Source organism: Streptomyces sp. KMM 9044, from assembly GCF_024701375.2.
Classification (GTDB): domain Bacteria; phylum Actinomycetota; class Actinomycetes; order Streptomycetales; family Streptomycetaceae; genus Streptomyces.
The window spans coordinates 1220038-1233987 of sequence record NZ_CP113910.1; the positions used below are offsets into that span (position 1 = coordinate 1220038).

Consider the following 13950-nt stretch of genomic DNA (forward strand, 5'->3'; position numbering starts at 1 on the left):
GGCACTCGGCCCGGGCCGCCGGTCACCCCGGGTGCACCGACCAGTCCTGGTCCGCCACGGGCCTGCCGTGCAGATCGGGAACGTTCTTGAGCCAGGCCGGACGCCCCTGCCGGGAGCGGGCGGCCCGGCGGACGTTCTCCGCGGCCAGTTCCTCCGCGCCGGGAAAGTCGGTCGGCAGCCACGCCGCCGAGGCCCGTACCCGCGCGTCCAGATACCTCACGTATGCCTCGCGGGCCGCGTCGGGCGTCGCGAGGTCGGGGTCACCGGCGAGCCAGGCGTCGGGCACCCCTGCCGTGACGGAGCGCAGCAGTTCCTCGGTCACCCGGGGCGCGAGCTCGGCGTCGGCGGCGCGGACGTCGGGCCCGTGGCCGCCGAGGGCATGGTGGCGGAAGTCGTATGCCTTCGCCGGGTCGGACGCGTCCCAGCGGTGATGGAAGACGAGCGCGGCCCCGTGGTCGATGAGCCACAGCCGGGGCTCCGCGACACCCAGCGTCGGCCAGACCATCAGGTTGGAGGAGTGCACGGTCCGGTCCACGTTCACTGTGAGGGCGTCGAGCCAGACGATCCGCCCGGCCTCCACCGGGTCGACGGAGAACACCTCGGCGACCTCGGGCGTGAAGTCCCGCGCCCCCGGCAGGTGGTCCATGCCGAGGTTGGTCCCGGCGCTGGCCGCGTGCAGCTCCCGCACCTCCTGGTGCGGCTCGGCGGCGGCGATCACCGGATCGAAGTCCACCAGCACCAGCTCCGGGAACCGCAGCCCCAGCGCACGCGCCAGCTCCCCGACGATCACCTCGGCCACCAGCGCCTTGCGCCCCTGCGCGGATCCCGTGAACTTCACGACGTACGTCCCGCAGTCGTCGGCCTCTACGATGCCGGGGACGGAACCGCCGGAGTGCAGGGGCGCGACATAGCGGGTCGCGACCACCTTTCTCAGCATGCTCCCGGACCGCACGACTCGGTAGTCTCATGATCCACGGAAAACTCCCGGCGCTCGGTCGGCATCAGTCCTGGTACCTTCGGCAGGAAGTGAGCATAGTAACCCAGTGTGACGTCCGGCGACCAGGCCGGGGGCGGGATCACGCGGTGGCCGGAGCTGCCGGTCCGACCAGCTCCGACAGGACGTCCTCCATCGTGACGACGCCGATCACCTTGTCGCCCTCGCCGAGGACGGCGGCGAGGTGGCTGCCGTCGGCGCGCAGGGCGGTGAGGGTGTCGTCCAGCGGTGTGTCGATGCGCACCTGGGTGACCGGGTGGAACACGCCGCGGGGGAAGGGCTGGTCGCGGTCGGTGCGACCGAGGGTGTCCTTGATGTGCAGGTATCCCAGAAGACCGCCGTCCTGGCCCGTGACCGGGAACCGGGAGTAGCCCGCCTCCGCCGCCACCCGCTCCAGCCGCGCCGGGGTGATGGTGTGCTCGACGGTGTGCATCCGCCGGGCCGGGACGAGGATCTCGCCCACCGGCCGGGTGCCCAGCTCCAGCGCGTCGCGCAGCCGTTCGCCGTCGGCGGGTGAGAGCAGGCCGGCCTCCCTGGAGTCGACGACCATGCGGGCCAGCTGGTTGTCGGTGAAGGCGGATTCGACCTCGTCCTTCGGTTCGACGTGCAGCAGTTTCAGCAGGACGTTGGCGAAGGCGTTGATGCCGAAGACGACCGGCTTGAGCGCCCGGGTGAGGGCCACCAGCGGCGGCCCCAGCAGCAGCGCGGTGGCGGCCGGGGCGGCCAGCGCGATGTTCTTCGGGACCATCTCGCCGATCAGCATGTGCAGGTACGTCGCCAGGCTGAGCGCGATGACGAACGCGACCGGGTGCACCAGGCCGTCCGGTATGCGGGCCGCCTCGAAGCCGGGCTCGAGCAGATGCGCGATGGCCGGTTCGGCGACCGCGCCCAGCACCAGCGAGGACGCGGTGATGCCGAGCTGGGCGGTGGCCATCATCGCGGACAGGTGCTCCAGACCCCGCAGGGTCATCCGCGCCCGCTTGTTGCCCGCTTGGGCGCGGGGCTCGATCTGACTGCGGCGCACCGAGATCAGGGCGAACTCGGCGCCGACGAAAAAGGCGTTGACCAGGACCATCAGGATGCCGATGGCCAGCTGGAGGGCGGTCATCGGGACTCCCTTCCCGGCCGCGCCGGGACGCGGACCGGTTCGGTGATACGGACCCGGTCGGCGCGGTGGTGCTCCAGCTCCAGGACGTCAAGCCGCCAGCCGTCGAGGGTGAGGGCGTCACCCTCGGCGGGAATGCGGCCCAGGCGGGTGGCGATCAGCCCGGCCACGGTCTCGTACGGGCCGTCGGGCGCGGTGAGCCCTATGCCGGCGAGCTGGTCGATGCGTACGCTGCCGTCCGCCTCCCATGCCGCACGGCCGTCCCCGGTGGCGGGCGCGGGCACCAGGTCGGGCGTCTCCAGGGGATCGTGCTCGTCGCGGACCTCACCCACGACCTCCTCGACGATGTCCTCCACCGTCGCCACGCCCGCCGTACCGCCGTACTCGTCGATGACCACAGCCATGGTGCGGGTCGCCCGGAGCCGTTCCAGCAGCCGGTCGGCCGTGAGGCTGTCGGGCACCAGCAGGGGCTCGGTGACCGGTTCGGTGACCGGCGTGACGGCGCGCCGCTCCGGTTCCAGGGCGAGGACGTCGCGGATGTGGACGGTGCCGACGACCTCGTCCAGGCTGTCGCGGTAGACCGGGAAGCGGGACAGGCCGGTGGCGTGGGTGAGGTTGGCGGCATCCGCGGCCGTCGCGTGCACTTCCAGCGCCTTGACATCGACGCGCGGCGTCATCACGTTCTCCGCGGTCAGCTCGCTCAGGTGGAGCGTACGGACGAACAGGTCGGCCGCATCCTCCTCCAGCGCCCCCTCGGCGGCCGAATGCCGGGCGAGCGCGACCAGCTCCTCGGAGCTGCGGGCGGAGGCCAGCTCCTCGGTGGGCTCCATGCCGATGCGACGTACGAAACGGTTCGCGGTGCCGTTCAGGTGCCGGATGAACGGACCGAACGCGGCGGTGAAGCCGCGCTGCGGTCCGGCCACCACCTTGGCGACCGCCAGCGGCCGGGAGATGGCCCAGTTCTTGGGGACCAGCTCGCCGACGACCATCAGCACGACGGTGGACACCACCACGCCCAGCACGGTCGCCACCGACGAGGCGGCGGCGCCCAGACCGACCTCCCGGAGCGGACCGCGCAGCAGCGTCGCGAGCGACGGCTCGGCGAGCATGCCGATCACCAGGGAGGTCACGGTGATGCCGAGCTGGGCACCCGACAGCTGGAGGGTCAGTCGGCGTACGGCCTTCAGCGCGCTCTCTGCGCCGCGCTCGCCGGCCTCGCAGGCGCGTTCCAGGTCGCTTCGCTCGACCGTGGTCAAGGAGAATTCGGCCGCGACGAACACCGCGCAGGCCAGGGTGAGCAGGAGGGCCAGCAGAAGCAACAGGACCTCGGTCATCGTGCCTCGCCCGGTCCCTCGCTCACGGACAGCGGACGGAGCAGGGCACGGGCGGTGCCGGGAGGCTCACCCATCAGGGGGACGCCACTCCTTCTCACAACGCACGGACCACCTGTGACGACGGTGACTGGAAGCAGACTTGCCTGCGTCTTTCTCCACTGTAAAGGAGGCGCAGAGAAGCCGCCCGACGCCTTCCCCGGCCCGCGAGCGGGAGACCGGGCGGCACCGGGGCGGCAGCAAACGGCCGGGGTACGAAGTCGGACAGCCCAGGAAGCCGGTTCCGGCCTTCCCGGCACGTCCGCCCGGAGCACGCCTCTCCCCGTACCGGCCCGCCCTATGCCTCTCCTCGCCTGTAGGAGTTCCGCACGCACAGCGGATTCCGCGCTCCGGAGGATGTCACGCATGGCTTCGACCGACATCTGAACAAAGCGCTAAACAAGGCATGGGCGGACAGGAGCCTGCCCGGGATCACGGCCGCCCCGGCAGCAGCACTGAAGAGGGTCTCCGACCGCGACGGCGAGCCGCTCCGGGAGGCGTTCGGGGTCAGGACCGTGGCGGACCTCGCCGGCCTGAAGTACGACCGCCGTGGCGCCACCTGCCCCCGCAGGGCCGACGGCACCCTCGGGAACACACGCACACCGTGCGGGCCCGGCCGCAGCGTCACCGGAGTGAAGTGCGTCCGCCCCGGGGGCCCTGGCTCCCGGGGCGGGGCAGTGACTGCGGCGTCACGTCCCGCCGTGAGGCATCCTGCGTTTCCCGGGCCGCCTGGCCGGAGTGCCTGCGCTGCCAGTAGGGATTGTCGTGCGACAGCCTGCTGGATACCCGGCCGTACATGCCGAACGTCGCGATGAGCAGCCCCATGACGTAACTGAAGATCACGTTGCTCATGCCGAAGTCCAGGATGTTGGCAGGGCGGCCCAGCACGAAGGTGTGGGCGAAGCCGCTCAGCACGAACAGTCCGCCCACCGTCATGTTGAGGGTGGAGGCGAAGTTGCCGCCGACGGCGGCGCCGACGAGCAGCGCCAGTCCCACCACGGTGGAGATGACACTGAGCGCGACGTTGGTGGTCATGCCGGCGATCGTGTTTCCCGACGTGCTGAAAGGACTGAGCGCGTCGGCGAAGCCGAGGCCGGCGAAGGCGAGCAGGACGAGGCCGCAGAAGGCGGCACCGTAGCGGTAGACGGTCGCCAGGTGATGGTCGACTGGAAGTTCGTCTTGCAGCTTCATGACCGCTTTTCATCCGGAAACATCTGCTTGGATGCGGATGGTTCCTATTTTCCACTTCCGGGTTCCGGACCCCCGGCCCGGAACAGCCCGGGAGGGCGGCCTGGCTCCTCGGCCGTCCCTCCGACGCGGCGCAGGGGCCGGTTCCTCCGTCCTGTCCGCCTGTCCGGCGATGTCGAGCGCCGTCCCGTACAGCCGGTCCGCCTTCAGGCGGACGGCCACCCGGCGTTCGGCGACCAACTGCTCCAGGAACGCGGCCTCGTCCTGCGGCTTCGCGGCCTCGGGGACCAGCCCGAGCAGTTCCCGCCCGACCGCGTCGCCGGGGACCGTCGTGACCTCGGAGGCCTCGGTCCCGCCCTCCGCGACGGCGAACGACCACACGCCGCCGCCCTGCACATGCAGGGCGGCACGCGGATCGCGCCGCAGATGCTCGAGCTTGACGCGGTCGGCGGTCGGCGGTCGGCGGTCGGCGGTCGGCGAGAAGCGTGCGACGCGGGTCTCGGCGTCCCAGGTGTAGGACATGGTGGTCAGATGGGGATGGCCACTGCGCTTGACGGTGGCGAGGATGCCGAACCGTTGCGCGCCAAGCAGGCGGGAGAGGGCTTCGTCGGGCAATGGACTTGGTCCTGGCCGACAAGCAGCCGCGGGGCGACGTGACCTTCGAGATCTCCGCCGCGGGGCCCGGCATCGGCGCCGTCGCGTGGAACGTGTCGAAGGCCCCCGAGCGCTCCGGCCTCCCCCGCTGAACCGACCACCCGATCCCCCTGGGCGGTCTTCGGCCGTCCGGGCTGTTCCTGGTGCACCCGGCCTCGGCCGGTTCCTCGCCCTCCCGCTGCGTACGAAGCGCCGACGCCTACGGCTCCGCCAGCGGGTTGGGGACCGGCAGGTAGCGTGCCGAGGCTCCGTCGGCGTGTGTCCAGCGCAGGAGGAGGTTGGTTTTGGCGGGGAGGGTGGGGCTGGTGAGGAGGGTCTGGACCTCCGGGAGGAGATGGCGGGAGAGTTCCCGGCGGGCTGCGGGCCACGGGGTGAAGCCCGGATGGCGGTCGGTCAGGGCTGACGCTATGTCCGTCAGGTGGTTGACGATCAGGCAGTAGACGAGGCGCTCCCAGCCCGCCTCCCTCGTCACCTCCGGGAGCAGCTTCACGCCTTCCGCGTCCCGGTACAGGGCCTGTACGGGCATGCCGTCGGTGTCGACGGCGATCAGGGTGTTCTGCAGGTGGGCCTCGACCACGACGCCGTGCCGGGCGAAGGTTCGCAGTGCCGGGGGGACGACCCGGGCCAGGTAGGCCTTCCACCAGGCGTCGGGGGTGGAGGTGGTGGCCAGCGGGTTGCCTTCGTAGTCCTCCGGCAGGGCTGCGGCCAGGTGCGGGGTCGCGCCGGGGAGCAGGTGGGAGCGCAGACCGTCGCGGACCAGTACGGCCAGTTCCTCGAAGGCGAAGGCCGCGGTGCGGTAACCGCGGTCGCTGAGCCAGGCCGCGGGGGCGTCGGGCGTGGCCGAGGCGGCGAAGGCCTCGCTCGCGGCCCGGTCGGTCCTGACCAGCTTCAGCAAGTCGTGGCGCCACAGACGGCGGACGTCGTTGGTGATGCGCACGTCCAGGCTGAACTTCAGGAACAGGTCCTGCGCGGGCGTGTACACGGTGCGGATCGCGGCCGTGGGCCACACCGGGAACGCGGTCGTGCCCAGCCGGATCAGCCGGCCGTCGGCGAACGCGGGGGCCAGGCTCCGGGCCGTCAGCTCCAACTGCCAGGGGTGGGCGGGCAGGAGGCGGTAGCCGGGCGGGGCGGCGCCCAGGCGGTCCAGGGACGTGGTGTCGCCCTCCTCCACGACCGCGTCCTCCCGCACGCCGAGCAGCGTCAGCGGGAAGCGTGCGTACGCCTCCGGTGCGTACGGCAGCCAGCTCGCCGTGGGGCCTGCGCCGCGGGCCTTGGGGGCGGGGTGGTGGGTGTGGCCGGTGAGCAGGGACTGCTCGGAGCGCAGGTAGGGGTCGGTGGGCGGGGTGGCGCCTGCCCGTGCGGTGAGCAGCGCGGCCACCGCGTCGCGGCTGCCGGTCATCTCGGCCGCCAGCTCCCGGTTCGGCACCCCGGTGTGCCGGCGCAGCTCCTCGGCGACGAGTTCCACCAGCTCCGGATGACCGAGGCGACGCCAGGTGCCGTCCTGCGCGCGGACCTCGGGTGCGGCGGGGCTGCGGCGGGTGCCGTGGACGCGTAGCAGGTGCTGGGTGCCCGGCAGGCGGTATGTCCGGGGGACGCCCGGCTCTCGACCCCGGCCCCGGTCCGTGTCCTCGTCCTCGTCCTCGCCGTCCGGTATGGGTCGTGCGACCTCGCGCAGGAGGCAGTTCAGGAGCGGGGCAGCCGCGTACGCGTCGGCGCGGCCGGCCGGCCGGCCGGTGTCGTGGGCGCGGGGTGCCGCGTCGTCGTCTGCGGGTGGGGGCATGAGGTCCACGCGTTCCACTGTTTCCCTACGGTCTGTCCGGACGGAGACGATCAGTATCTCCGCATGTCCGTCACGGACCGACCTGTTCGTTCCGCAGCGCCTTTCGTACCCGAGGAGTCCGCCTGTGCACCGTCCCTTCGCCGCCGAGGCCGAAATCGCCGACGAGTTGGCCGTCGTACGGCCTGCGCTGGTGCCCCGGTACACGGCAGCGTTGCCAGGGGCCCGCGCGGCCGTGCTGACCCGGCTGTGGCGCGGCCTGGCACACGATCCGCTGCCGTGGGTCGTGCGCCGGGAGCCGGACGGTGACGGGCTCACGCTGCGGCTGGCGGACGGCCGTCGGCTGCGCGGCCCGCGCCCGGACCCGTACACGACCGCCGCGTACGTCACCGTCGTATGGCTGGACGGAGTGGCGTACGACGATCCCGCGCGGTTGACGGGGGAGCTCGCCGTACCGTGTTCGGCCGCCTTCGCAGCCGAACTCGCTCACAGTGTCGCCTCGTTGACGCTGTCCCGGGCGGGATCCCCGGAGGAGAGCGGAAAGGACGTGGGGGCCTGGGGCGGGAGGTCCGACTGGGAGTGGGAGCAGCGGGTGGTCGACGGGCATCCGTTCCATCCCAACTGCCGTTCGCGACCAGGGTTTTCGGTGGCCGAGCAGCTGGCGTACGGGCCCGAGCACCGACCTCTCGTGGAGCTGGGACTGGTTGCGGTGCCGGCCGGGGACTGTCTGGTGACGGGGCGCTGGCCCCAGTGGCTGCGGGACGGAGGGCGAATGGTGATCCCGGTGCATCCCTGGCAGGCGGCGCACGTGCTCAAGCGGGAGCCCGCGGAGCGGATGGCGGCGCGTCCGCTGATGGCTCTGCGCACGCTCGCGCTGCCCGACGGACCGCATGTGAAGACGGCGTTGAGCGCGCGGCTTACGTCGTCGGTGCGGGACATCTCACTCGGTTCGGTCGCCGCGTCCGCGGCGCTGTCGGAGTTCGGGGAGTCGGTGGCGGCGCGGACCGGCGGGCTGTTGCACATCACCCGCACCCTGGGTGCCGCGGCGGCCGGTTCCCCCGATCTGGCGGCCGTGCTGCGCGAGTCGCCGCAGGAGTACGCGGCGGCCGGGGAGCGGGTGGTGCCGGTGGCGGCCCTGGCGGCGACCGGGCTGCCCCGCTCCCCGGGCTGGACGGCCCGGTTCGCGCGGCTCGCCCTGACGGTCGGACTGCACCTCCTCTATTCGGGCGTGGCGCTGGAGGCGCACGGTCAGAACCTGCTGGTGGTGCTGGCGCCGGACGGGGAGCCGGTGCGGCTGGTCTACCGTGATCTGGCCGACCTGCGGATCAGCCCCGCGCGACTCGCCCACCACGGCGTCTCCGTGCCCGGGTTGCCCGCCCGCATGGTGACGGATGACGAACGGGCTCTGCGGCGCAAGCTGTTCGGCTCGCTGGTGGCGGGCTCGCTGGCCGGTACGACGGGCTCGGGCCCGGCGTTGCGCGCCGCGTTGGAGAGTGCCGTACGGGACCTGCCGCGTACCCCGGACCTCGCTGCACTGTGCGGCGAACCGCTGCCCGCGAAGGCGCTGACGCTGATGCGGCTTTCGCCGGGGGCGACCGGGGACGGCTGGACACAACTGCCCAATCCACTGCTCGATCCCCTCCAAGGCGAGCCCGTGTAGGGCCGGCACCGGAGCCCCGCTTTGGAACAGGGCGCCTCTGGTCAATAGGATCCGCCGATGATCAGAAGAAAATGGCCGGCCACAGGCATCGGTCTCCTGCTCGCCGCCCTGTCGGCGGGGCTCGCCCTCCCGTCCGCGGCGACCGCCGGTGAACCCACGGGCCAGGACGCGCCCCAGGTCGACCTCGTCCTCGATGTGAGCGGCTCGATGCGGACCCGGGACATCGACGGGCAGTCCCGGATGGCCGCGGCGAAGCAGGCGTTCAACGAGGTGCTGGACGCGACGCCGGAGGAGGTCGAGCTGGGGATCCGCACCCTCGGCGCCGACTACCCCGGCGACGACAAGAAGGAGGGCTGCAAGGACACCGCGCAGCTCTACCCGGTCGGCCCGCTGGACCGCACCGAGGCCAAGACGGCGGTGGCCACGCTGAGCCCGACCGGCTGGACCCCGATCGGCCCCGCCCTGCTGGAGGCGGCCGACGACTTCGAGGGCGGCAACGGTTCCAGGCGCATCGTACTGATCAGTGACGGTGAGGACACCTGCGCCCCGCTCGATCCGTGCGAGGTGGCCCGGGAGATCGCGGCCAAGGGGATCGGCCTGACCATCGACACGCTGGGCCTGGTGCCGAACGCCAAGCTGAGCCGGCAGCTCAGCTGTATCGCCGAGGCGACCGGCGGCACCTACACCTCGGTCGAGCACCAGGACGAACTCACCGACCGTGTCAATGAGCTGGTGGACCGCGCGGCCGAGCCGGTGGTGACACCGGTCGCGACCGAGGGCGGCGCCTCGTGCGCGAAGGCGCCGACGCTGGAGTCCGGTCTCTACACGGACCGTGAGGAGTTCGGGCAGCAGCGCTGGTACCGCGTGGACGTGCCGGCGGGCCGGGAACTGCGCGCATCGGTGAGCGTGGCGGCCGACCGGGCGGTGGACCCCGACTACGGCGTGCTGCTGCGGGCCGTCACGGTGCACAGCCGGGAGATCGTCCGCGGCGAGGCCACGGGCAACGGCCGCACGGACGTCCTGTCCACCGGCCTGCGCTACCCGAAGCCCGAACGGGACGACGACAGCGACGACTCCGACGGCAAGCCGGCCGCCGAGACGGTGTGCCTGGCGGTGACCAACTCGTTCTCGCCGGGCTCTGGTGTGAAGACCACGCCCGGCCTGCCTCTGGAACTGACCGTCGACGTCGTCGACGGCCCGAGCGGGTCGAGTGACGTGGCCTCCTTCGGCCTGGGCCGGGGCTGGTGGCTGCTCGGCGCACTGGTCCTCACGGGCTTCCTCGCCGGTCTCGTATGGGGCTGGCTGTCACGCTGGCGGCTCGCGGTCTGGAGGACCAGCTGATGCGCATCATCCGCTTCACCCGCTCGTTGGGCGCCGCTCTGCTGGCGTTCGGGCTCACTGCCGCTGCCGCGGCCCCCGCGGCAGCCGACTCCACCCCCTCCCCCAGCGCGTCCGAGGACGCCGCCGGACCGACCCGTGCGGGCACCTCCTTCCGTACCGCGACGGAGTTCGAGCAGGGGCGGACCGCCACGGCGCGTGCCTCCGTCGGCGACTACCTGTACTGGTCGTTCCCGGCGGACGCGGGGCAACGCCCCACCGTCGACGCGACGGTGAAGCTGCCCGAGAGGCACGCCGCCGAGACCTGGCGGGTCGACGTGTACGACGGTCTGCGCCGCCGGCAGGCCTGCCAGTACGGCGCCCAGACCCGCACCGCGGCGGCCGACGCGGGCTCCGTGGAGCTGAAGTGCGTGCTGCGCACGGTCCGCGCATGGTCGGAGCCGTGGGCCAACGACCCACTGCCGGGCACGTACTACATCCGGCTCACGGCGGTGAACCTCTCGGCGTCCGACCTGGGCCAGCCGGTGGACATCGAAGTCCGGGCCGGCTCGAAGGAGATGGGCGGTGCGGCGGCGGTCGACGGTTCGCTCGCGGAGCCGCTGGTGCCGGGTGTCGCACTGCGGAACGAGACCGACGACAGCGAGGAGGGCGACGGGGACGACTCGCCGGCCGCCGTGCTGGCCGGCCTCGAGCCCGAGGACGGCTGGGCCTCCGGCTGGTGGTCCGACCGGTGGATGTGGACCGCGGTGGGCGGTGCGCTGGCCGCCCTGGCCGGAGTCGCCGGCTACCGGCTGACCCGGGGTACGGGGCGGCCGTCCCGTCCCCCGGCCGCGTGAAACCACCTGGGTGACGTGTCGTCAGGAGGCCCGCCCCGTGCGGGCCTCCTCCCCTCCGGACGGCCTGTCCCGCCGTCCCGCTTTCCGTCACACCTCCCTCAGTGCCTTGGCGAGCGTGCCGTGGCCGCTCACCGTCACCCGCCCGTCCCGTACGGCCTCGGCTACGGTCGACTCGCCTCGGCTGATCGCCGTACAGGTGTCGGTGCCGAGGACCAGGGTGGCGTCCGGCACGCCGGGAGCAGGCCCGTCACCGTAGACCGACCCGCTCCCGTGGACCGGTCCGTCCACGGCGCCGACCTGCAGGTGGAACATCCCTTCCTCCAAACGGACTTCGACCAGCCCGCCCTCCCCCTCGCCCGCACCCCGGCCCTCACCGGCGCCCACTCCCTCCAGGGCGCGCAGCAGGGGCAGCGCGAACCAGTGCGCCCGCACCGCGTCGGTGGGCCGCCGCTCCCCCAGCGCCGCCTGCCCCCACGCGCCGAGCGCTTGCAGTACGGGGAGCAACTCACTTCCACGGCGCGTGAGTTCGTACACGTAGACCGCGCCGGGCGGGGGCAGCCGCCGCCGGGTGGTCAGCCCGTCGCGCTCCATGTCCTTCAGCCGTGAGGCCAGTACGTCCGTGCTGACGCCGGGAAGGTCCGCGTGCAGGTCGGTGTAGCGCCGCGGGCCGGCGAGGAGCTCGCGGACGATCAGCAGGGTCCAGCGGTCGCCGACGGTGTCGAGCGCGCGGGCGGCGGAACAGTACTGGTCGTAGCTTCGGCGAGGTGACATGCGACGCAGTGTAGACAAGTTGTTGGACTTTCCAAGCGGTCACTTGGTAAAACCAAGCAGGAAGCACGGGATACCCGAGGGGAAGCGGCGCATGGAGTTCCGGCAGTCGAGCAAGCTCAGCGAGGTCTGTTACGAGATCCGCGGCCCGGTCATAGAACACGCGAACGCGCTGGAGGAGGCGGGACACAGCGTGCTGCGCCTGAACACCGGGAATCCGGCCCTGTTCGGCTTCGAGGCGCCGGAGGAGATCCTCCAGGACATGATCAGGATGCTGCCGCAGGCGCACGGCTACACCGACTCGCGGGGCGTCCTCTCCGCCCGCCGCGCGGTGGCCCAGCGCTACCAGACCCTGGGTGTGGAGGTCGACGTCGACGACGTCTTCCTCGGCAACGGCGTCTCCGAACTGGTGTCGATGGCCGTCACGGCGCTGTTGGAGGACGGCGACGAAGTCCTCATCCCCGCGCCCGACTTCCCCCTCTGGACGGCGGTGACCACCCTTGCGGGCGGCAAGGCGGTCCACTACCTGTGCGACGAACAGGCCGACTGGTACCCGGACCTGGACGATATGGCGTCGAAGATCACGGACCGCACGAAGGCCGTGGTCATCATCAACCCCAACAACCCGACGGGCGCGGTCTATCCGAAGGAGATCGTCGAGGGAATCCTCGGGCTGGCCCGCCGTCACGGCCTGATGGTGCTCGCCGACGAGATCTACGACCAGATCCTCTACGACGACGCCGTACACCACTCGGCCGCCGCGCTCGCCCCCGACCTGGTCGTCCTCACCTTCTGCGGGCTGTCGAAGACGTACCGCGTGGCGGGCTTCCGCTCCGGCTGGCTGGTGGTCACGGGCCCGAAGCAGCACGCGAGGAACTACCTGGAGGGCCTGACGACGCTGGCCTCCATGCGCCTGTGCGCCAACGCGCCCGCCCAGTACGCCATTCAGGCCGCTCTCGGTGGCCGCCAGTCCATCAGCGAGCTGACCTCCCCGGGGGGCCGCCTGCACGAACAGCGGGACGTGGCCTGGCGCATGCTCAACGACATCCCCGGCGTGAGCTGCGTCAAGCCCAAGGGCGCCCTGTATGCCTTCCCCCGCATCGACCCGGCTGTGCACCGGATCCACGACGACGAGAAGTTCGTCCTCGACCTGCTCCTGCGGGAGAAGATCCAGGTGGTCCAGGGCACCGGCTTCAACTGGCCCACCACCGACCACTTCCGCATCCTGACCCTCCCCCACGCGGACGACCTGGAGGCCGCGGTCGGCCGCATCGGCCGCTTCCTGAGCGGTTACCGACAGTAGGAACCAGGGAACCACGGACGGGGCGACCGCGTCGGACCAAGGTATGAGTGAACAGAGGCAGGAGAGACATGAGTGCGAAGCCCCCGGCCTGTGACGGCACCGAGCTGAAGTGGTTCAAGAGCAGCTGCAGCACCGACGACGGTCGAGATCGCCACCACCCCAGCCGCCCTCCGTGTACGGGACTCGAAGCGCACATCGGGCCCCCGCCCCACCTTCGCCCCCCAGCGCCGGGCCGCCTTCCTCCCGTACGCCTCCGAACACTGATCCACTACACCCCATGAACCGACCGCTCACCGCCGCCCAGCGCCGCCTCGTCGACGCCGCCGATCCCGTCACCGGTCGGCTGAAGGGGACGGGAGCCCAGCTCGCGGCGCTGGTGACGCGTGGGCTCGCCTTCCGGCATCCGCGGCCGCCGCACGCTCACTTCCTGACCCCACAGGGGCACCGGATCCGGGAGGCGGGGGCAGAGCCGGAGCCGGAGCCGGAGCCGGTGAAAGCGGAGGCGCCGGCCGCGACCGGGGTGTTCACGGCCCGCGTCGGTGGCGAGGGCGTGGCGCACCAGCCCGGTCCCGCCCGGCGGCGGGAGGTGCACAGTGCCTGGCAGGGCATGCTGGAGCTGCGCCGGATGACCAATCCCGACGGCGCCACGGACCGGCCCTGTGGCTGGGAGCGCTCGCATCTCGTGCAGGCTGCCGCACTCGCGCTGGAGGCCGCCGGGCATCCCCCGGCCGGGCAGGACGCCGAGGTCGGTTACCGGGTGCGGGAGACACCGCAGCCGGAGGCCGTCGCCGTGTACGAGGCGGACGGCGAGGTGCTGCGGGCCTGCGCGGCCTCCCTGGAGGGGGCCGGCTGGCAGGTCGGCCAGTACACGGAGCCGAGGACGCGGGCCCGCTACCTGCTGGCCTCCCCGCGCCGTGTATGAGGGCGCGTGTCAGGATCTGTGGCGAGTGCAGCGAA

General features: G+C 72.2%; 13 protein-coding genes and 1 pseudogene. 7 read left to right on the plus strand and 7 right to left on the minus strand.

Annotation, left to right across the window (positions count from 1 at the left end; all coding sequences use genetic code 11):
* Positions 1-22: 22 nt before the first annotated feature.
* From HUV60_RS05470 to HUV60_RS05490, 5 genes and pseudogenes are all read right to left on the minus strand, one after another.
* Positions 23-937, minus strand: coding sequence for a HipA family kinase (locus tag HUV60_RS05470; protein ID WP_257851939.1), 915 nt, complete (start codon positions 935-937; stop codon positions 23-25).
* 139 nt (positions 938-1076) lie between these two features.
* Positions 1077-2102: a hemolysin family protein gene (locus tag HUV60_RS05475; RefSeq protein ID WP_257851938.1), complete on the minus strand. Its 1026-nt coding sequence runs from the start codon at positions 2100-2102 to the stop codon at positions 1077-1079.
* Positions 2099-3433, minus strand: coding sequence for a hemolysin family protein (locus HUV60_RS05480; RefSeq protein ID WP_257851937.1), 1335 nt, complete (start codon positions 3431-3433; stop codon positions 2099-2101). Before HUV60_RS05480 ends, HUV60_RS05475 begins: the two co-directional genes overlap by 4 nt.
* A gap of 660 nt (positions 3434-4093) precedes the next feature.
* Positions 4094-4660, minus strand: coding sequence for a DUF4383 domain-containing protein (locus tag HUV60_RS05485; protein WP_257851936.1), 567 nt, complete (start codon positions 4658-4660; stop codon positions 4094-4096).
* A gap of 162 nt (positions 4661-4822) precedes the next feature.
* A pseudogene (locus tag HUV60_RS05490) lies at positions 4823-5272 on the minus strand (pyridoxamine 5'-phosphate oxidase family protein); the annotation flags it as partial.
* Here HUV60_RS05490 and HUV60_RS05495 point away from each other — a divergent pair.
* On the plus strand, positions 5272-5403 hold the full coding sequence (locus HUV60_RS05495) for a hypothetical protein (RefSeq protein WP_257851935.1): 132 nt from the start codon (positions 5272-5274) through the stop codon (positions 5401-5403). The pseudogene HUV60_RS05490 and the gene HUV60_RS05495 sit on opposite strands and share 1 nt — an antisense overlap.
* Before the next feature lie 107 nt (positions 5404-5510).
* Here HUV60_RS05495 and HUV60_RS05500 read toward each other — a convergent pair whose 3' ends face one another.
* On the minus strand, positions 5511-7109 hold the full coding sequence (locus HUV60_RS05500; RefSeq protein WP_443047222.1) for an IucA/IucC family protein: 1599 nt from the start codon (positions 7107-7109) through the stop codon (positions 5511-5513).
* Positions 7110-7215: 106 nt separating this feature from the next.
* On the opposite strand from HUV60_RS05500, the gene HUV60_RS05505 reads away from it, so the two are divergent.
* From HUV60_RS05505 to HUV60_RS05515, 3 genes are read left to right on the plus strand one after another with little or no spacing between them, the layout of a single operon-like run.
* On the plus strand, positions 7216-8748 hold the full coding sequence (locus HUV60_RS05505) for an IucA/IucC family protein (protein ID WP_257851933.1): 1533 nt from the start codon (positions 7216-7218) through the stop codon (positions 8746-8748).
* 57 nt (positions 8749-8805) lie between these two features.
* Entirely contained in the window at positions 8806-10089 is a 1284-nt protein-coding gene (locus HUV60_RS05510) for a VWA domain-containing protein (RefSeq protein ID WP_257851931.1), read from the plus strand.
* A gap of 8 nt (positions 10090-10097) precedes the next feature.
* A complete protein-coding gene (locus tag HUV60_RS05515) occupies positions 10098-10922 on the plus strand; it encodes a hypothetical protein (RefSeq protein WP_257853106.1) in 825 nt (274 codons plus the stop codon).
* Between the two features lie 87 nt (positions 10923-11009).
* On the opposite strand, the gene HUV60_RS05520 is transcribed toward HUV60_RS05515, so the two are convergent.
* Positions 11010-11693 (minus strand): winged helix-turn-helix transcriptional regulator, encoded by a 684-nt coding sequence (locus HUV60_RS05520; RefSeq protein WP_257851929.1) that lies wholly within the window; start codon positions 11691-11693, stop codon positions 11010-11012.
* Positions 11694-11784: 91 nt separating this feature from the next.
* Between HUV60_RS05520 and HUV60_RS05525 the strand changes: the two genes are divergently transcribed.
* From HUV60_RS05525 to HUV60_RS05535, 3 genes are all read left to right on the plus strand, one after another.
* Positions 11785-12993 carry a pyridoxal phosphate-dependent aminotransferase gene (locus HUV60_RS05525; protein ID WP_257851928.1) on the plus strand — a complete coding sequence of 403 codons (1209 nt, stop codon included), beginning with the start codon at positions 11785-11787 and terminating at the stop codon, positions 12991-12993.
* A gap of 147 nt (positions 12994-13140) precedes the next feature.
* Complete coding sequence (locus HUV60_RS33540; RefSeq protein ID WP_331462043.1) at positions 13141-13257, plus strand: hypothetical protein; 117 nt, start codon at positions 13141-13143, stop codon at positions 13255-13257.
* A 13-nt stretch (positions 13258-13270) separates the two neighbouring features.
* Entirely contained in the window at positions 13271-13915 is a 645-nt protein-coding gene (locus tag HUV60_RS05535; protein ID WP_257851926.1) for a hypothetical protein, read from the plus strand.
* Positions 13916-13950: the final 35 nt, after the last annotated feature.